14 protein-coding genes are annotated in these 19427 nt (G+C 61.6%); 5 read left to right on the top strand and 9 right to left on the bottom strand.

Going from position 1 to position 19427, the window contains the following annotated elements; genetic code table 11:
* Nucleotides 1-33: 33 nt before the first annotated feature.
* The 4 genes from ACYSTU_RS00255 to ACYSTU_RS00240 form a co-directional block, all read right to left on the bottom strand.
* Nucleotides 34-1704: a bifunctional protein-serine/threonine kinase/phosphatase gene (locus ACYSTU_RS00255; protein WP_498994907.1), complete on the bottom strand. Its 1671-nt coding sequence runs from the start codon at nucleotides 1702-1704 to the stop codon at nucleotides 34-36.
* Nucleotides 1705-1711: 7 nt separating this feature from the next.
* Nucleotides 1712-2923, bottom strand: coding sequence for a nitrate/nitrite transporter (locus ACYSTU_RS00250; RefSeq protein ID WP_498994905.1), 1212 nt, complete (start codon nucleotides 2921-2923; stop codon nucleotides 1712-1714).
* 431 nt (nucleotides 2924-3354) lie between these two features.
* Nucleotides 3355-3930, bottom strand: coding sequence for an ANTAR domain-containing response regulator (locus tag ACYSTU_RS00245; protein WP_007916390.1), 576 nt, complete (start codon nucleotides 3928-3930; stop codon nucleotides 3355-3357).
* Between the two features lie 15 nt (nucleotides 3931-3945).
* Nucleotides 3946-5157 carry a CmpA/NrtA family ABC transporter substrate-binding protein gene (locus ACYSTU_RS00240; RefSeq protein WP_476313416.1) on the bottom strand — a complete coding sequence of 404 codons (1212 nt, stop codon included), beginning with the start codon at nucleotides 5155-5157 and terminating at the stop codon, nucleotides 3946-3948.
* 218 nt (nucleotides 5158-5375) lie between these two features.
* On the opposite strand from ACYSTU_RS00240, the gene ACYSTU_RS00235 reads away from it, so the two are divergent.
* Nucleotides 5376-6395: a quinone-dependent dihydroorotate dehydrogenase gene (locus tag ACYSTU_RS00235; RefSeq protein WP_071171588.1), complete on the top strand. Its 1020-nt coding sequence runs from the start codon at nucleotides 5376-5378 to the stop codon at nucleotides 6393-6395.
* A gap of 299 nt (nucleotides 6396-6694) precedes the next feature.
* On the opposite strand, the gene rmf is transcribed toward ACYSTU_RS00235, so the two are convergent.
* Nucleotides 6695-6910 (bottom strand): ribosome modulation factor, encoded by a 216-nt coding sequence (rmf, locus tag ACYSTU_RS00230; protein WP_003223300.1) that lies wholly within the window; start codon nucleotides 6908-6910, stop codon nucleotides 6695-6697.
* 530 nt (nucleotides 6911-7440) lie between these two features.
* Here rmf and rlmKL point away from each other — a divergent pair.
* Nucleotides 7441-9711, top strand: a complete 2271-nt coding sequence (gene rlmKL, locus ACYSTU_RS00225; protein WP_024012311.1) for a bifunctional 23S rRNA (guanine(2069)-N(7))-methyltransferase RlmK/23S rRNA (guanine(2445)-N(2))-methyltransferase RlmL — start codon at nucleotides 7441-7443, stop codon at nucleotides 9709-9711.
* 144 nt (nucleotides 9712-9855) lie between these two features.
* Complete coding sequence (locus ACYSTU_RS00220; RefSeq protein ID WP_110601340.1) at nucleotides 9856-12240, top strand: sensor domain-containing diguanylate cyclase; 2385 nt, start codon at nucleotides 9856-9858, stop codon at nucleotides 12238-12240.
* Nucleotides 12241-12385: 145 nt separating this feature from the next.
* Here the strand turns inward: ACYSTU_RS00220 and dacB are convergent, their stop codons facing one another.
* Nucleotides 12386-13846 (bottom strand): D-alanyl-D-alanine carboxypeptidase/D-alanyl-D-alanine endopeptidase, encoded by a 1461-nt coding sequence (dacB, locus tag ACYSTU_RS00215; protein WP_073473982.1) that lies wholly within the window; start codon nucleotides 13844-13846, stop codon nucleotides 12386-12388.
* A 234-nt stretch (nucleotides 13847-14080) separates the two neighbouring features.
* On the opposite strand from dacB, the gene ACYSTU_RS00210 reads away from it, so the two are divergent.
* Complete coding sequence (locus tag ACYSTU_RS00210) at nucleotides 14081-14425, top strand: YggL family protein (RefSeq protein WP_016773843.1); 345 nt, start codon at nucleotides 14081-14083, stop codon at nucleotides 14423-14425.
* Nucleotides 14426-14668: 243 nt separating this feature from the next.
* Here ACYSTU_RS00210 and ACYSTU_RS00205 read toward each other — a convergent pair whose 3' ends face one another.
* Complete coding sequence (locus tag ACYSTU_RS00205) at nucleotides 14669-15859, bottom strand: benzoate/H(+) symporter BenE family transporter (protein ID WP_498994898.1); 1191 nt, start codon at nucleotides 15857-15859, stop codon at nucleotides 14669-14671.
* Nucleotides 15860-16217: 358 nt separating this feature from the next.
* Between ACYSTU_RS00205 and ACYSTU_RS00200 the strand changes: the two genes are divergently transcribed.
* Nucleotides 16218-16982 carry a GntR family transcriptional regulator gene (locus ACYSTU_RS00200; RefSeq protein WP_122611247.1) on the top strand — a complete coding sequence of 255 codons (765 nt, stop codon included), beginning with the start codon at nucleotides 16218-16220 and terminating at the stop codon, nucleotides 16980-16982.
* Nucleotides 16983-17232: 250 nt separating this feature from the next.
* On the opposite strand, the gene guaD is transcribed toward ACYSTU_RS00200, so the two are convergent.
* Both guaD and xdhC read right to left on the bottom strand, forming a co-directional pair.
* Complete coding sequence (guaD, locus tag ACYSTU_RS00195) at nucleotides 17233-18537, bottom strand: guanine deaminase (protein WP_217879663.1); 1305 nt, start codon at nucleotides 18535-18537, stop codon at nucleotides 17233-17235.
* Between the two features lie 13 nt (nucleotides 18538-18550).
* Entirely contained in the window at nucleotides 18551-19408 is an 858-nt protein-coding gene (gene xdhC / locus ACYSTU_RS00190) for a xanthine dehydrogenase accessory protein XdhC (protein ID WP_207807386.1), read from the bottom strand.
* Between the last annotated feature and the right edge of the window lie 19 nt (nucleotides 19409-19427).

Raw genomic sequence — 19427 nt, 5'->3', positions numbered from 1 at the left:
GAGCGAGCTTGCTCGCGAATGGCGCGGCGCGGTTCAACTGTGAAACAACAAAACCAGCAGCACCACATTCCCCAGCAACGCCAGCAACGCCATGGTCCGCCAGACCTTCAACGGCTCCCGCTCCAACAAAGGCCGGGGCCGCACACTCAAACTTTGCCGCTCACCCTGTTCCAGCACCAGCAGCCACTCTTCAGCGGTTTCAAAGCGTTGCTGCGGGTCGGCGGCGACGCCGCGTTCCAGACTTTGCGCCAGCCATTCCGGCAAGTCCGGGCGATAGCGACTGGCACTCACCGGCACGCCGAATCGGGGCCGCTGAAACGCTTCGATCTCGCCATAGGGGAAATGCCCGGTGAGCAGGTAATAGAGAGTGACACCGACAGAATACAAATCCTGTTGTGCACTCGGTGGTTCGCCGCGAAACGCTTCCGGGGCGATGAAACTAGGCGTTCCCGGCAGGGTCGCCGGCGCGTCCTCCGACAGCCCGTGGCAGTAAGCCAGACCGAAATCCAGCAGGCGCAGCTCGCCATCATCCCCCAGCAACAGGTTTTCCGGTTTGATGTCGCGGTGCAGAATCTGCCGCCGATGCAGCAGCCCGACCGCGCGCAATAGCCGCTCGGCGATGTCCTGCCACTGCGCCAAAGGTAACGGGCCGCTGTGTTGAAACACGTCGGCCAGCGTCGTCCCGGCGTATTCGCGCATCACGTAGTACAAATGCTGACGCTGAGTGCAGGCATGGATTTGCGGAAAATGCCGGCCGGCCACGCGCTTTAGGAACCATTCTTCCGACAGCAGCGCCTGCCCGGCTTGCGGATCGTCGGCCAGGCGCGTCGGCAAGGTCTTCAACAGCCAAGGCTGGCCCTGACTATCGAGCACGCGATACAGCAATGATTGCTGGCTCTGGCCGATGCCGCCTTGCACCTGCCAGCCTTCAAACGCTTGCCCGGGTTTCAGCGTTGGCGGCAGTGGCCATTGCTGCAATTGCACCAGCGCATCGCCAATGCTCGCTTCGCCCAGCGCATCGACGCGCACCAGCAGGGCACTGGCGTTGTCCTGACTGCCGGCCAGATGCGCGGCGTTGACCAAGGTTTGCGCCGCGCTGGGCAGATCCGCTTGATCACGCAGAATCGCCGCGATTGCGGTATCGCCCAGGGTCGACCAGACGCCGTCGCTGAGCAAAACGAAGCTTTCGCCCTCACGCAGTTCGCCGTCGAGGAAATCCATGACCAGATGCTGATCGAGCCCGAGCGCACGTTTGAGCACATGCTGCATGCCCGGTTGCTCCCAGACGTGATCCTCGCTGATGCGCTGCAAGCGCTCGGCGTGCCAGCGATAGACCCGGCAATCGCCGACGTGGGCGAGGGTGAAGCGCCGACCGCGCATCACCAGCGCGCTGACCGTGGTCAGCAGCGGTTGCCCGCCGCCGTTGGCCTGCAGCCAGCGATTTTGCGCAAGCAGCAGGCGATCCAGCGCTTGGGCCACGCTCCAGGTTTCCGGCGTCGCGTAGTAGTCCAGCGCCAGCGCCTGCAAGGTCGAACGCGCGGCGAGGCCGCCATCGGCGCACTGGCTGACGCCGTCGGCGATGGCGAACAGATAACCCTTGCTCACCGCCAGTGCCGGCGCCGGTGTCACCGAGCGCAGGGCGTCCTGATTCTCCGCACGCGGGCCGGTGGCGCTGGCTTCGGCGAAGCTCAGTTGCAGGGCCATTCGAGCCTCAGACCCGCGCCGCCGTCACCGCCGCCGAACCCCAGGTGGTTCTCCAGCGACGCTTGACGCTGTGCAGGCCAAACCATGCCAGCACGCCGAGGCTGGCGAACAACCACAGTGCCAGTTGATAGCTGCCGGTGCTTTGCTTGATCGCGCCCATACCGGCCGCGAGGGCGAAGCCACCGATACCGCCGGCCATGCCGATCAGCCCGGTCATCACGCCGATCTCCAGCCGAAAACGCTGCGGCACCAGTTGGAAAACCGCACCGTTGCCGGCGCCCAAGCCGAGCATGGTGCAGACGAAAAGCGCCAGCGCCGCGTAGGAACTTGGCAGATTGAAGCCCACCGCTGCGATGCAGATGGCAGCGACGGTGTACATCGCCAGCAAGGTGCGGATGCCGCCGAAGCGATCGGCCAGCGCGCCACCCAATGGCCGCATCAGGCTGCCGCCGAACACGCAGGCAGCGGTGTAGTAGCCGGCGGTTACCGGGCTCAGACCGTATTGATCGTTGAAGTAACCGGGCAGGGCGCTGGCCAGGCCGATGAAACCGCCGAAGGTGACGCTGTAGAAAAACATGAACCACCAACTGTCGCGATCACCGAGGGCCTTGAAGTAGTCGGCCATGGCTTTCGGTTTTGGCCGCTGCGGGGCGTTTTTTGCCAACAGGGCGAACAGCACCAAGGTCAAAACCAGCGGGATCAGGGCGAAACCGAAGACATTGCTCCAGCCGAACGCGGCGGCAATCACTGGCGCCAGCAGCGCGGCGAACACGGTGCCGGAGTTGCCCGCGCCGGCGATGCCCATGGCTTTGCCCTGATGTTCTGGTGGATACCATTGCGAGGCCAGCGGCAGAGCTACGGCGAACGACGCGCCGGCCATGCCGAGGAACAGGCCGAGGATCAGCGCCTGTTCATAACTGTGGATACCCAGTTTCCAGGCGCCGAACAGCGCGCAGATGACGATGACCTGGCCGATCAGCCCGGCGGTCTTCGGCGACAAGCGATCAGCGAGCATGCCCATGGCGAAGCGCAACACCGCGCCGGCCAGAATCGGCGTGGCGACCACAAGGCCGCGTTGCTGGGTGGTCAGGTGCAGGTCGGCGGCAATCTGCACCGCCAGCGGGCCGAGCAGGTACCAGACCATGAAGCTCAGGTCGAAATACAGGAAGGCCGCGAACAGGGTCGGGGTATGGCCGGATTTCCAGAAGCTTGAATTCATCGCGCACCTCGGCTGAAAAGAGTCTCGAAAGGAGTCATGCACAGCAGGTGGAGCGCCTCACGGCCGCACCACCGGCCCCGCTCTGTGGGGCCAAAACGCAAAAACGCCGCTACCTGGTTCGCCGAGGGGCGAACGGGGTGAGCGACGTCTTTGTCGTAGGTGGGGCAACCGCCGTTGGTTACCTGTGCGGTTTACTTAGCGAGATTTGTGCCAACAGCTGAAAAGCAAAAGCCCCTCACCCTAGCCCTCTCCCAGAGGGAGAGGGAACCGAGTGGGGGATGGCCGAATCATTTGCCGATCTGAACGATTTCGAGTGAATCCATAATCGACTCGGTCGTTCAAATCGGCGGACAGCGCAAGACAACGCGGTCGGTCCCCTCTCCCTCCGGGAGAGGGCTAGGGTGAGGGGCTCTTGATTTGCAGCGAAAATTTCAGCCCAGCAACTCACTCATCGCAATGATCTGCTCCGCCACCTGAATCAGCTTCTGCTGGCGGCTCATGGCCTGGCGGCGCATCAGCGTATAGGCCTCTTCCTCGTTGCAATCCTTCATCTTCATCAATAAACCCTTGGCCAGTTCAATGCGCTTGCGCTCGGCCAGTTGCTGGTCACGGGCCTGCAACTGCGCGCGCAGGGCCTGGTCACTCTCGAAGCGCGCCATCGCCACGTCGAGAATCGGCTGCAACCGTTGTGCGTGAATGCCTTCGACGATGTAGGCACTGACCCCGGATTTGATCGCCTGACGCATCACCCCCGGGTCATGTTCGTCGGTAAACATCACGATCGGCCGGGGCTGGTCGCGGCTGACCAGCACCACTTGCTCCATGACATCGCGGCTCGGTGACTCGGTATCGATCAGGATCACGTCCGGGCGCACCGTTTCGACGCGCGCCGGCAGGTCGATGGTCAGGCCTGACTCGTCGATTACCTCGAAGCCGGCCTCGGTCAGCGCCGCTTTCAGGCGTCCGACTTTTTTCGCGGTGTCGTTGATCAGCAGAATGCGCAACATGTTCGCGGTCTCCTGTCAGCGGCGGGCGAGAAGGGGTGCATCGTCGTTCAACGCGTGCAGTTTGAAACTGCGCGCATAGCCCGCCGGATCGCTGCCGTCCCAGACCTTGCCGTCGAGCAACTGGCTGCTGCGCAGGTCGGCGTGCGAAGCCGCAATACCGACAGCGCTCGCTGCCTCGCGGTACAGATCCAGACGCTGAACCTGGCGGGCGACGGCCAGATAATCCGGATCCTCGCGCAACAGACCCCAGCGACGGAACTGGGTCATGAACCACATGCCGTCGGAAAGGTAGGGCAGATTGACCTCGCCATCGCCATGAAAACGCAGCGCATGCGGGTCCTGCCAGCGATTACCGAGGCCATCGGCGTAGTCACCCATAAAACGCGGCTCGATGCACGCGGCGGGGGTGTCGAGGTACTCCGCAGCGCTGAGCAATTGCGCGGTGCTGCGGCGGTTTTCCGGGCTTTCTTCGATGAAGCGGCTGGCCTCAAGAATGGCCATGACCAGCGCCCGCGCGGTGTTGGGATATTGCTCGACGAATTCGCGGGTGCAGCCGAGGACTTTTTCCGGGTGGTCGGGCCAGATGCTCTGGCTGGTCGCCAGGGTGAAGCCGAGATTCTGCTGCACGGCGCTGGCCGCCCACGGTTCGCCGACGCAAAAGCCGTCGATGCGCCCGGCTTGCAGGTGCGCGACCATTTGCGGCGGCGGCACCACCACGCTGTCGACGTCCTGCAACGGATGAATGCCCTGGCTTGCCAGCCAGTAATAAAGCCACATCGCATGGGTGCCGGTGGGAAAGGTCTGGGCGAAGGTCAGTTTTGCGCGGCTTTGGTGCACATGCCGATCGAGCGCTTCAGGACTGTTCACGCCAGCCTGTTGCAAACCATGGGACAGGTTCAGGCTCTGGCCATTCTGATTCAGACCCATCAGCACTGCCATGTCGGTCGGGGCGACGCCGCCGATGCCTAGGTGCACCGCGTAAATCAGTCCGTACAGGCTGTGCGCGGCATCCAGTTCGCCGCTGACCAGTTTGTCGCGCAGGTTGGCCCATGACGCCTGACGCTTGAGGTTCAGGGTCAGGCCGTAGGGCTGGGCGAAGCCCTGGGTGGCGGCGACCACCACCGAGGCGCAGTCGCTCAGTGCCATGAAGCCGAGATTGATCGCGCTCTTTTCCGGCGCATCGCTGCCATTGACCCAGGCCAGAGGCCCCAAGGACGTTTCGTTCATACGCTACCTCAGAAAAAACGTCGTCCCGGATTCTGCGCAGGCAAAACCCGGGGACGACGCCATTGTCCTGGCCTGCGCGCCGTCATTGGTCGGCAGACTGATGAGCGGGGTGGTGCAAGGCATATGCCAGTCGCCTGATTCGCGCAGGCGCCTCGCGCCGGGGGACGATGCCCGGCTATAATCGCCGCCTCTTTTCGCCGCCCGAGTCATTGCCGCCCATGTACACCCTGGCCCGTCAGCTGTTGTTCAAACTTTCCCCGGAAACCTCCCACGATCTGTCGCTGGATCTGATCGGCGCGGGTGGACGTTTGGGCCTCAACGGCTTGCTGTGCAAGGCACCGGCGAAAATGCCGGTGACCGTCATGGGGCTGGAGTTCCCGAACCCGGTGGGGCTGGCGGCAGGCCTGGACAAGAACGGCGCGGCTATCGATGGCTTTGCGCAACTGGGTTTCGGTTTTGTCGAAATCGGCACCGTGACCCCGCGTCCGCAGCCGGGTAACCCGAAACCACGGATCTTCCGCCTGCCGGAAGCCGAGGCGATCATCAACCGCATGGGCTTCAACAACCTCGGTGTGGATAACCTGCTGGCGCGGGTCGCTGCGGCAAAATACCAGGGCGTGCTGGGCATCAACATCGGCAAGAACTTCGACACTCCCGTCGAGCGTGCGGTCGACGATTACCTGATCTGCCTGGACAAGGTTTACGCCCACGCCAGCTACGTCACCGTCAACGTCAGCTCGCCAAACACCCCGGGCCTGCGCAGCCTGCAGTTCGGTGACTCGCTCAAGCAATTGCTCGCTGATCTGGCCACCCGTCGCGCCGAACTGGCCCTGCGTCACGGCAAGCATGTGCCGCTGGCGATCAAGATCGCGCCGGACATGACCGACGAAGAGACTGCGCAGGTTGCCCAGGCATTGATCGAAACCGGCATGGACGCGGTCATCGCCACCAATACGACTTTGAGCCGTGTCGGTGTTGAAGGCATGGAGCATGGCGACGAGGCGGGTGGTCTGTCGGGTGCGCCGGTGCGTGAGAAGAGCACCCACACTGTGAAGGTGCTGGCGGGCGAATTGGCCGGGCGTTTGCCGATCATTGCCGCGGGCGGCATTACCGAAGGCAAGCACGCGGCGGAGAAGATCACGGCCGGTGCAAGCCTGGTGCAGATCTATTCGGGCTTCATCTACAAAGGCCCGGCGCTGATTCGTGAATCGGTGGATGCGATCGCCGCGTTGCGCTGAGGATTGCCGAGGCGTTGGGGGGCCTTTGTGGCGAGGGGATTTATCCCCGCTGGGCTGCCCAGCAGCCCCAAACCTTGCACATTGATATGCCAGTTAAATTGAAATTCCGACTTCGCGACTGCTGCGCAGCCGAGCGGGGATAAATCCCCTCGCCACGTGGATCCCGGTTAACCCTTTTTGCAGGCAATAAAAAAGGGCTCCTCGAAGGAGCCCCTGGGCCGTAGCCCGCCGTCCGGGAAGGACGTGCGTGGTTAATTCATTGCAAATTCAGATTGTCGTGTCGGAATAAATGCCCTGTGTCAGCCGACGGCGTGAAGTTCGTTGAGTCTGTGGATTCCCGCAGTGCCGGTCATACCGTCCCAGTTGTCGCCGCGTCCTTCTCGCCAGCCGTTGATCCAGGCTTGACGTACCGACGGTAGAGTAAATGGGCAAAGCTCACGGGATTTGCCACCAACGCCATATTGATATCCGCGCAAAAATGCTCTTTCCAACGGATCACGCTTAAGTCTTCTCATAGGGTGTTTCCCTCACTTGTTGACTGTAGTGTCGCGTTGACCTCAATTGAGGTCTGGCAGAAAAAAACTGCCATCGTGCGGCTCGCTGCCGGCGTGGCGAGCCAAGGTGTTGACGCCGTTGCGACGTCAACCTGTGCTCAGTTCTAACCAATGAGTCACACCGAGGGAATGATCGTTTTGTCATAAGCACGTAACGTAAAGGATGCTATGGCGATAAGTAACCGCGTATTTATTCAACGTTCAATGCGCAAACCCCGGTATGATCGGCGCCCCGCTGACTCAGGGGGTTAATCCTTTAGTGAGAATGACCCACGTTTGCGCTTGGGTAATATTCGACGAAGGGTCGCTTTCAGTCTTTTTGTTGCACCAACTTTTTTATCTGTCCCGGCATCTAAGCTCTTTTAACCCGAGCAGCGGGGATGGAACGGCACACCTTCGTGCCACGCGGGCGCTCTTTCAGAAAAGCGCCTGATTGAAAACCGGGTCGGCAATGCGTTGCCGGCCCACTAGCCAAAGGCTCTGGAATTACCATGTCCGATCGTTTCGAACTCTTCCTCACTTGCCCCAAAGGCCTTGAAGGCCTGCTCATCGAGGAAGCCGTCGGGCTTGGCCTTGAAGAAGCGCGCGAGCACACCTCCGCCGTGCGTGGCATGGCGACCATGGAAACCGCCTATCGCCTGTGCCTCTGGTCGCGTCTGGCCAACCGTGTGTTGCTGGTGCTCAAGCGTTTCCCGATGAAGGACGCCGAAGACCTCTACCACGGCGTGCTCGACATCGACTGGCAGGATCACATGCTCAGCGACGGCACCCTGGCCGTCGAGTTCAGCGGCCACGGCTCGGGCATCGACAACACCCACTTCGGCGCGCTGAAAGTCAAAGACGCCATCGTCGACAAACTGCGCACGCCGCAGGGCGATCGTCCATCCATCGACAAACTCAACCCGGACCTGCGCATTCACCTGCGTCTGGATCGCGGCGAAGCGATTCTGTCCCTCGACCTTTCCGGCCACAGCCTGCACCAGCGCGGCTATCGCTTGCAGCAGGGCGCGGCGCCGCTGAAGGAAAACCTCGCGGCGGCAATCCTCATTCGCTCCGGTTGGCCGCGTATTGCTGCCGAAGGTGGCGCACTGGCTGACCCGATGTGCGGTGTCGGTACGTTCCTCGTCGAAGCCGGCATGATCGCCGCCGACATGGCGCCGAACCTGCGTCGCGAGCAGTGGGGCTTTACCGCGTGGCTCGGTCACGTGCCGGCACTGTGGAAAAAACTCCATGAAGAAGCCGTCGAGCGTGCCGCCGCCGGTCTGGCCAAACCGCCGCTGTGGATTCGCGGTTACGAAGCCGATCCACGATTGATTCAGCCAGGCCGCAACAACGTTGAACGCGCCGGCCTCAGCGAGTGGATCAAGATCTACCAGGGCGAAGTGGCGACCTTCGAGCCGCGCCCGGATCAGAACCAGAAAGGTCTGGTGATCTGCAACCCGCCGTACGGCGAGCGTCTCGGTGACGAAGCCAGCCTGCTGTATCTCTACCAGAATCTGGGCGAGCGTCTGCGTCAGGCCTGCCTGAACTGGGAAGCGGCGGTGTTCACCGGCGCCCCGGATCTGGGCAAGCGCATGGGTATCCGCAGCCATAAACAGTATTCGTTCTGGAACGGCGCGCTGCCGTGCAAACTGCTGCTGATCAAGGTTCTGCCGGATCAGTTCGTCACTGGCGAACGTCGCACCCCGGAACAGCGTCAGGCCGAGCGCGAGCAAGCGGCTTACGATCAGACCCCGGACGAGCCGCAAGAGCGCAAGTTCAACAAGAACGGCAACCCGATCAAGCCGACGCCAGCCCCGGCGCCAGTGATCGAGCAGCCGCGCTTGAGTGAAGGCGGGCAGATGTTTGCCAATCGCTTGCAGAAAAATCTCAAGGCGATGGGCAAGTGGGTCAAGCGCGAAGGCATCGATTGCTACCGCGTCTATGATGCCGACATGCCGGAATACGCGATGGCCATCGACCTGTACCACGACTGGGTGCACGTTCAGGAATACGCCGCGCCGAAATCCATCGACCCGGAAAAAGCCTCGGCGCGCATGTTCGATGCGCTGGCGGCCATTCCGCAGGCGTTGAACGTCGACAAGAACCGCGTGGTGGTCAAGCGCCGCGAGCGCCAGAGCGGCACCAAGCAGTACGAGCGTCAGGCGGCGCAGGGCAAGTTCGTCGAGGTCAATGAAGGTGGCGTGAAGTTGCTGGTCAACCTCACCGACTACCTCGACACCGGTCTGTTCCTCGATCACCGGCCGATGCGCATGCGCATTCAGAAAGAGGCGGCCGGCAAGCGCTTCCTCAATCTGTTCTGCTACACCGCGACCGCCAGCGTGCACGCGGCCAAGGGCGGCGCGCGCAGCACTACCAGCGTCGACCTGTCGAAAACCTATCTGGACTGGGCGCGGCGCAACCTGTCGTTGAACGGCTTCTCCGACAAGAACCGTCTGGAGCAGGGCGATGTGATGGCGTGGCTGGAAAGCAGCCGTGACGAATACGACCTGATCTTCATCGACCCGCCGACGTTCTCCAACTCCAAGCGCATGGAAGGCATCTTCGATGTGCAGCGCGATCAGGTGCAGTTGATCGATCTGGCGATGGCGCGTCTGGCGCCGGGTGGCGTGCTGTATTTCTCCAACAACTTCCGCAAGTTCCAGTTGGAGGAAAACCTCGCCGAGCGTTATGCGGTCGAGGAAATCAGCGCGCAGACCATTGATCCGGATTTCGCCCGCAATACCAAAATCCACCGCGCCTGGAAAATCACGGCTCGTTGACGCTTTCACTGGTTGGATCCACAGAGCCTTGATTTTTAACGGCTCGGTGGATCCAGCGGTGCTGGCTAAATTAGTGGCTAATAGCTATAACTCACACACCGCCAATGGGGTTTTCCCGCAAATCTGGCGGAGTGAGTCGTGCTTATGCCGTTGCACCCCGTGCGCCCGAAAATCCTCGGTTTCATCAGTGAAGACGTCTCAGCCTGGCTGGTCGCTTTGCTGGTGTTGCTTGCCGGCGGGATTCTCACCGGGCTGCTCGCATGGGGCACCTTCAACCAGTTTCAGCAACAATCGCGTCAGCGTTTCCAACTGCTGGCCAACGAACGCTACAGCCGCATCGCCGAACGTTTTCAGGACCAGGAGCAACGTCTCGATAGTCTGCGCCGGTTCTTCGCCAACTCCGAATCGGTGTCCCGCGCTGAGTTCGATGGTTACTCTCGCCCCTTATTGCTGCGCACCCAGGCCTACACCTACGCGCCGCGAGTCAGCGGTGCCGAACGGGCCGCGTTTGAACAGCAGGTGCGTGACGAAGGCCTGAGCGAGTTCACCATTCGCGAACTGGACGCCAAAGGCGAATTGCAACTGGCGGCGCCGCGCGACGAATACGTGCCGGTGCTCTACACGCAAACCCAAAGCCGACTGGCGCCACCACTGGGCTACGACTTGCTCGCCCAACCCTTGCGCCGCGAAACCCTGCAACGCGCCGACCAGTTCGGCAGCATGGCGGTGTCGCAACCGATGCATCTGGTCGGGATCGAGCCGTCGTATGCGCGTGGTGTGCTGCTGCTGGCGCCGGTCAGTCGCGCTGGAGAATCGCAGCCGTTCGGCTATGTGATGGCGGTGATCAGCATGCGCCAGTTGCTCGCCGACGGATTGCCCGATGCCCTGCACGATTATCTGTCGGTGCGCATTCTCGACCTGTCGACCCAGGATCAGCACGAAGCGTTGTTCGAATCGAGCAACGAGGCGGTGCCCGGCGATTTGGCAGCGACGCGCTTGCTGCGCATGGCCGATCACGACTATCAGGTCGATATCCTGCCGAGCGAAGCGTTCATGCAGGCCAACCATTCGTCGGTGGGCAGCGTGATCATTCTGGGCGGCTTGCTCAGCGCGCTGCTCAGCGCCTTGCTTTACGTGCTGGTCAGCCAGCGCCAGCGCGCGGTGCGCCTGGTCGAGGTGCGCACCCAGGAGTTGCACGAGCGCGAGCAGGAATTGCGCGGCACCCACGGTCAGTTGCGCGGCGTGCTGAATGCCGCCACTCAGGTCGCGATCATTGCCACTGACCTGCGCGGCGTGATCAACACTTTCAATCCCGGCGCCGAGCAAATGCTCGGCTACAGCAGCGCCGAAGTCGTTGGGCGCATGACCCTGGAGAACCTGCATTTGCCACGGGAACTGGCGGCGCGTTCGGCCGAGTTGAGTGCGCGCTACGGCAAAAGCATTCCGACTTGCCACGCGATGCTGGTCGAGGGCGGCGAAGTCGGCGGCCACGAGGCACGCGAATGGACCCTGGTGCGCAGCGACGGCAGTCATCTGCCGGTGAACATGCTCGCCACCCCGGTGCTTGACGAGCAAGGCCTGTGGGTCGGTCATCTGGCGATCTGCATCGACATCACCGAGCGCAAACGCGTGCACGAAGTGCTGGCAGCACGCGACACATTGCTGAAGAAGCTCAGCGCCCATGTTCCCGGTGGCATCTACCAATTCAAGATGGAATTCGACGGACGCTTCAGCGTGATCTACGCCAGCGATGGCATCCGCGAAATCTACGAGCTGGAGCCGGATGTGCTGCTGCTCGACTCCGAGGCGATCTTCAGTCGTATCCACCCGCAGGATGCGATTCGCGTGCGCAGCTCGATCCGCGAATCGGCGGAAAACCTCAGCCCCTGGCGCGAAGAGTACCGCGTGCAATTGCCCGAGCGCGGTCTGCGCTGGGTGCGCGGCGAGGCGACACCGGAAGAGCTGCCGGGCGGCGGGGTGCTGTGGCACGGTTATATCTCGGATATCTCCGATCTCAAGCGCGTGGAAGAAGAATTGCGCGCGTTGTCGATCACCGACTCGCTGACCGGCATTCACAACCGCCGCTATTTCCAGGAACGCCTGACCACCGAAATGGCCCGGGTCGAGCGTGGCGGCGGTGAGTTGTCGGTGATCATGCTCGACATCGACCACTTCAAGCGCATCAACGATCAGTTCGGCCACGCCGTCGGCGACCGCGTGCTGCAGGCAGTCTGCGAGCGGATCGGCCATCGCCTGCGCCGCACCGACGTGTTCTGCCGTTTGGGCGGTGAAGAGTTCATGGTGCTGTGCCCGGATATCGACGGTGAACACGCCTACATGCTGGCGATGGAGTTGTGGGAAGGTTTGCGTAGCGCGCCGGTGGACGTGGTCGGCTTGGTCACCGCGAGTTTCGGCATCGCCAGCTGGCGCCCGGGGGAGGGCGCGGATGCGTTGTTGCTGCGAGCTGATTCAGGGGTTTACGCGGCGAAGCAGAATGGCCGGGATCGGGTTGAGCGGGAGATGAGCTGAGCCGCTGATGCTCGATACACCACAAACCTGTGGGAGCTGGCTTGCCAGCGATAGGGTCATTCCAGTCAGCATATTCGGTGACTGACAGTCCGCTATCGCTGGCAAGCCAGCTCCCACAGGGTTTTGTGATGTGGCTTGGATTGCGTTACAGCACCGAAGCGGTCTGCGGCAGTTTCGGCTGTTTGTACAGATCCAGCAGCACCTGATCGAGCACCGACGAGGCGCCGAACGGGGCTTTGTCGTTGAGGATCGCTACCACCGCCCAGGTATTGCCATTCACATCACGGCTGAAACCGGCGATCGCGCGCACGGTGTTCAGGGTACCGGTCTTGACGTGCGCCTCACCGCGCATCGCCGTGGTTTTCAGGCGTTTGCGCATGGTGCCGTCGGTGCCGGCAATCGGCAGCGAGCTGATGTACTCGGCGGCGTACGGACTGTGCCAGGCGGCTTGCAGCATGTTGGCCATCTCACGCGCGCTGACCCGCTCGGCCCGCGACAGACCGGAGCCGTTCTCCATCACCAGATGCGGCGCGGTAATGCCTTTCTTCGCCAGCCACTGCCGCACCACGCGCTGCGCAGCCCGCGCGTCATCACCGTCGGCATCGTTGCGGAAACGCTGGCCAAGACTGAGGAACAGCTGCTGGGCCATGGTGTTGTTACTGTATTTGTTGATGTCGCGGATGATCTCGGCCAGATCCGGCGAGTACGCGCGGGCGAGCAGTTTGGCGCCGCTCGGCGTCGGTGCCAGACGATCCTTGCCCTGAATGCTGCCACCCAGCTCCTTCCAGATCGCCCTTACGGCGCCCGCGGTGTAGGTCGCATGGTCGAGCAGCGACAGGTAAGTCTGCGAGCTGCAGCCTTCGCCCAACTGGCCGCCGACGGTCACGGTCACGCTGCCATCGGCCTGCGGCACCGGGTTGTAGCGCACGCCACCGGTGCATTGCTTGGACGGCAGCGCCTTGACGGTGTTTTCGATACGAATGCTGGCAATCGGCGGCTCAACCGAAATCAGTACGCGGCCACCGTCATTGCGCGCGACGAAGCGCAGGGCCTTGAGGTTGACCAGCAATGAGTCGGGCTTGACCAGGAACGGCTTGTTGTCGTCGTTGCCGTCATCGTTGAATTCCGGCAATTGCGGCTGCACGAAGAAATTGCGGTCGAGGATCAGGTCACCGGTAATCTGGGTCACGCCGTTGGCGCGCAGGTCGCGCATCAGCAGCCAGAGTTTTTCCATGTTCAGCTTCGGGTCACCGCCACCCTTGAGGTAGAGGTTGCCGTTGAGAATGCCGCCGTTCAGGTCGCCGTCGGTGTAGAACTCGGTTTTCCACTGATGGTTGGGGCCGAGCATTTCCAGCGCCGCGTAGGTGGTGACCAGTTTCATCGTCGAGGCCGGATTGACCGAGACGTCGGCGTTGAACACCGTCGGCGTGCCCGGACCGTCGAGCGGCACCATCACCAGCGACAGCGCAGTGGGCTGCAACTTGCTGGCCTTGAGGGCTTTTTCGACGTTCGGGGTGAGGGAAGTGTTGATGGTGGCAGCGGAGACAGGCAGGGCCAGAGGCAGAAGAAGGCCGGCGAGAAACAGTGGACGCAACGATTTGATCATATGCAATAAAACCCTGCAAAAGAGGGGAAAAAAGACGAGGACATGGATGAAAAGGCCCGCAGTGGTCATGAAAGTGTCGGCATTATGCCCCAAGCTGTAACAGCTTGTGCCGTGTCAGGCCCGGCCAATCGCTTATTTTTTTACAGGCGGTCGGCCGCAGCGACCAGAGAGTCGGGCAATCGCCGGCTTAAACTGGTAAAGTGCCGGCCGTTATTACTTAAGAGGATTGTTCCAATGGCGACTAACCGTTCCCAGCGTCTGCGCAAAAAACTGTGCGTTGATGAATTTCAAGAGCTGGGTTTCGAACTGAACCTGGACTTCAAAGAAGACTTGTCCGAAGAAGCCATTGACGCTTTCCTCGAAGCATTCATCAAAGAAGCCATGGAAGCCAACGGTCTGGGTTATGTTGGCGGCGACGACTTCGGTCTGGTGTGCCTGCAGAAGCGTGGCTCGGTCAACGAAGAGCAGCGCGCTGCCGTTGAAGCCTGGCTGAAAAACCGCTCCGAGCTGACCAAGTACGAAGTCAGCCCGCTGCTGGACGTGTGGTATCCGGAAAAGCCGATCAACGCGGCCAAGTGATACTGAAAAAAACGGCGACCTGAGGGTCGCCGTTTTTTTTCGTCTGGGGTTTGGGTGGTACGGCTTGGGTTTGGTGGTGGATTCGCCCCTCACCCCAGCCCTTTCCCGAGGGAGAGGGGGCCGATTTGTGGGCTTTTCGGGATGTGAGTTCGACTTGGTATCCCTCGTCGGCGTATATCTTCCGAGCACCTTGGTCAGTCCCCTCTCCCTTTGGGAGAGGGCTAGGGTGAGGGGCTTTTGATCTTAAGCTCTGCGCCAATTCAAAATCACCAGCGTCAAGACCCCCGCCACAATCCCCCAAAACGCCGAACCAATGGAAAACAGCGTCAACCCCGACGCCGTGACCATGAAGGTGATCAACGCCGCTTCCCGTTCCTTCACTTCGTTCATGGCGATGCTCAAGCCATTGATGATCGAGCCGAACAGCGCCAGCGCGGCAATCGACAGCACCAGTTCCTTGGGCAACGCCGCAAACAATGCCGCCAACGTCGCGCCGAACACCCCGGCAATGCCGTAGAACACCCCGCACCAGACCGCTGCGGTGTAACGTTTGTTGCGATCTTCGTGGGCATGCGGGCCGGTGCAGATCGCCGCGCTGATCGCTGCGAGGTTGATGCCGTGGGAGCCGAACGGCGCCAACAGCAGCGAGGCGATGCCGGTGGTGGTGATCAGTGGCGAGGCCGGGACGTTGTAGCCATCAGCACGCAGCACGGCGATGCCGGGCATGTTCTGCGAGGTCATCGCCACCACGAACAGCGGAATGCCGATGCTGATGGTCGCCGCCAGTGAAAAGTGCGGGGTGGTCCAGACTGGCGTGGCAACTTCCAGATGAAACGCACTGAAATCCAGCAGCCCCATGAAGCCCGACAGCGCGGTGCCGATCAGCAGCGCCGCGAGCACGGCATAGCGTGGCGACAGGCGCTTGACCAGTAGATAAGTGAAGAACATTCCCAGCACCAGCCCGGTACGGTGTTGCGCGGCGACGAAGATTTCGCTGCCGATCTTGAACAGGATCCCTGCCAGCAGAGCTGCCGCCAAAGAGGCCGGGATCTTTTTCACCAGCCGTTCGAAGCTGCCGGTCAGGCCGCAGATCGTTACCAGTACCGCGCACGTGATGTAGGCGCCGATCGCCTCGCCGTAACTGACGCCGCCCAGGCTGGTGATCAGCAACGCCGCGCCGGGGGTCGACCAGGCGATGGTGATCGGTGTGCGATAGCGCAGCGACAGGCCGATCGAACACACAGCCATGCCGATCGAAATCGCCCAGATCCACGAGGAAATCTGCCCGCTGGTCAGCCCGGCCGCTTGCCCGGCCTGGAACATCAGCACCAGCGAACTGGTGTAACCGGTCATCATCGCGATGAAACCGGCGACGATGGCGGAAGGCGAAGTGTCGGCCAGAGGGCGCAGGTAGGCGTGGGTGGCGTCGGTCATGACGGCGGTGTTCCTTATACCAATGGAGATGTCCGCCACAACACAGAACCTCTGTGGGAGCGAGCCTGCTCGCGAAAGCGGTAGGTCAGTCAACATTCATAGTGAATGTAAAATGGCTTTCGCGAGCAGGCTCGCTCCCACGGGGGATTGCGGTCATGCAGCGGATTCTGCGATCAAGCCTAAACTCAAACGTAACTCAGCGTTGCAATACAGCCGCAGGCGCAAACAGCCGTACAGTCGTGTTGCCACCATTCATTGTGTACAATCGCGCTGTTTTTTACGCGATACTTGCCAGCGACCTACTGTGCCGTATTACAGTCACGGTCTATTCGCCGCAGTTTTCCCGACTCGAGTGCCCATGAACGAACAGTTGCAACCCCTCAAGAAACAACCGCGAGCAGGCAAAGCCGGCCGCAGCGGAACCCAGGACGATATTGTCTACGCGCATATCTTCGAGGCCATCCTCGAGCAGCGTCTGGCGCCCGGTACCAAGTTGAGCGAAGAAGCGCTGGGGGAAATCTTCGGGGTGAGCCGCACCATCATTCGCCGCGCGCTGTCGCGTCTGGCCCATGAAGGCGTGGTGCTGTTGCGGCCGAACCGTGGCGCCGTGGTGGCCAGCCCGAGCGTTGAAGAGGCGCGTCAGGTGTTTCTCGCCCGACGTCTGGTCGAGCGGGCGATCACTGAACTGGCGGTGCAACATGCCACGGTCGAGCAGATCGCCGAACTGCGGCAGATGGTCAACGATGAGCGCGACAGTTTCTCCCGCGGCGATCGCGGCGCCGGTATTCGTCTGTCGGGTGAATTCCACCTGAAGCTGGCGGAAGCGGCAATGAACGCACCGTTGATCAGCTTCCAGCGCAGCCTGGTGTCGCAGACCTCGCTGATCATCGCCCAGTACGAAAGCGGCAACCGCTCGCATTGTTCGTACGACGAACACACGCAGTTGATCGACGCCATTGAAAAGCGCGACGGCGAACTGGCGGTGAACCTGATGATGCATCACATGGATCACATCGACAGCAAGCTCAACCTCGACGAGGAAGGCGCGTCGGATGATCTGCATGCGGTGTTCTCGCATTTGTTGCAGACCAAGAAGCCTGGGCGTCCAGCGGCCAAGCTCTGATCTGAAATCGAGTCGCGGCTTTCGCGAGCAGGCTCGCTCCCACAGGGGAATGCATTTCAAAGGTGGGAGCGAGCCTGCTCGCGAAGACAATCTGACAGGCAACAAAAACCCCCCTGGATAAACACAACCGGGGATGATCGTTCCCACGCTCCGCGTGGGAATGTCTCTAGGGACGCTCCGCGTCCAGTGACGCGGAGCGTCACGGGCTGCATTCCCACGCAGAGCGTGGGAACGATCAGTGCAGGAAAACCTAGCGCTGATGCACCAGCGCCCCCGCTGCATACGTCTGCGCCACGGTGCGGTCATCGCCCAGCGTCATCAACACAAACAACGTCTCGGCAATGTTATTGGACTGCTTCAAGCGATAGCTCAGCAGCGGCGTGGCGTTGTAATCCAGCACTAGGAAGTCGGCATCGGAGCCCGGTTGCAGGTTACCGATCCTGTCTTCCAGGCGCAGCGCCCGCGCACCCCCGAGGGTCGCCAGATACAGCGACTTGAACGGGCTCAACCGCGCGCCCTGCAGTTGCATGACCTTGTAGGCTTCGTTGAGGGTTTGCAGCAGTGAGAAACTGGTACCGCCGCCGACGTCGGTACCGAGGCCGACATTGAGCTTGTGCTTTTCCGCCATCGGCAGGTTGAACAGGCCGCTGCCGAGGAACAGGTTCGAGGTCGGGCAGAACGAGATCGCCGAGCCGGTTTCCGCCAGTCGCGCGCATTCTTCGTCACACAGGTGCACGCCGTGGGCGAATACCGAGCGTTCGCCGAGCAATTGGTAGTGATCGTAGACGTCGAGGTAGCCCTTGCGCTCCGGGAACAGCTCCTTGACCCACTCGATCTCCTTGAGGTTCTCGCTGATGTGGGTCTGCATGTACAGATCCGGATATTCCGTCAGCAATTGCCCGGCCAGGGTCAGTTGTTCCGGGGTGCTGGTTGGGGCGAAGCGCGGCGTCACCGCATAGTGCAAGCGACCCTTGCCGTGCCAGCGCTCGATCAGCGCCTTGCTGTCGACGTAGCTGGATTCGGCGGTATCGACCAGATAATCCGGGGCATTGCGGTCCATCATCACCTTGCCGGCGATCATGCGCAGATCTAGCTTTTCCGCCGCTTCGAAAAACGAATTGACTGACTGCGGGTGCACGCTGCCGAACACCAGCGCCGTGGTGGTGCCGTTGCGCAGCAGTTCCTTGATGAAAATATCGGCCACTTCGTCGGCGTGGGCCTTATCATCAAACTGGCTTTCGCAGGGGAAGGTGTAGGTGTTCAGCCAGTCGAGCAATTGCTCGCCGTAGGAGCCGACCATGCCGGTCTGCGGCAGGTGAATGTGTGTGTCGATAAAGCCCGGTGTGATCAGCGCATCCTGATAATGGTTGATCTCGATATCCGCCGGCAGGGTTGGCAGCAGTTCGCTGGCGTGGCCGAGGGCACTGATCTTGCCGTCGTCGACCACCAGCAGGCCGTCCTCGAAATATTCATAAGAGGCTTCGATGCCGACTTCGGCAGGGTCGGCAATGCTGTGCAGAATGGCGGCGCGGTAGGCTTTGCGAGTCAGAGGCATGAGGGTTCTCTAATCAGTTTGAGGCTTTGAGTTTGGCGGACTGGCTGCGGCGCGAGGCGGGCAGCAATCGGGCAATCGGTTCGGCGCGGGCGCTGTGCTGGCCGAAGTTGGCGTTATAGGTGGCGATGATTTCACCGGCGATGGAGATGGCGATTTCCACAGGCAGTTTGCCTTTGACTTCGCCGATGCCCATCGGGCAGCGCATGCGCTGCACCACGCTCGGGTCGAAACCACGATCACGCAGGCGGTGTTCGAATTTGGCGCGTTTGGTTTTCGAGCCGATCAGGCCGAACCAAGTGAAATCGTTACGCTTGAGAATCGCCGCGGTCAGCTCCAGATCGAGCTGATGGTTGTGGGTCATGACGATGCAGTAGCTGCCGGCGGGCAGATCATCGACTTCGTCCACCGGCTCTTCGCTGACGATTTTACGCACGCCGTGGGGAATGTGTTCGGGGAACTCGGCCTCGCGCGAATCGATCCAGCGCACCCGGCAGGGCAGGCTGGCCAGCAGCGGCACGAGGGCGCGCCCGACATGGCCGGCACCGAATACGGCAATCTGTGCCTGCACCTGGCCCATGGGTTCGAACAGCAACACCGTGGCGCCGCCGCAGCACTGGCCGAGGCTGGCACCGAGGCTGAAGCGCTCCAGATGGGTGTCCTGCTTGCCGCTGGCGAGCATCTCGCGGGCGATCTGCATGGCTTTGAATTCCAGATGCCCACCACCGATGGTGTCGAACATCCGGTCGGCGCTGACGACCATTTTCGAGCCGGCGTTGCGTGGCGTCGAGCCAAGTTCTTCGATGATTGTCACCAGCACACAGGGCTCGCCCTGATTCTGCAGGTCGGCGAGGGCGTCGATCCAGTTGTACATACACACCTCTCAGATCGTT

The sequence above is a fragment of the Pseudomonas glycinis genome, assembly GCF_054871425.1.
Note: the sequence above shows the minus strand (reverse complement) of the source record. Positions and strands in the feature narration are given on the sequence as shown.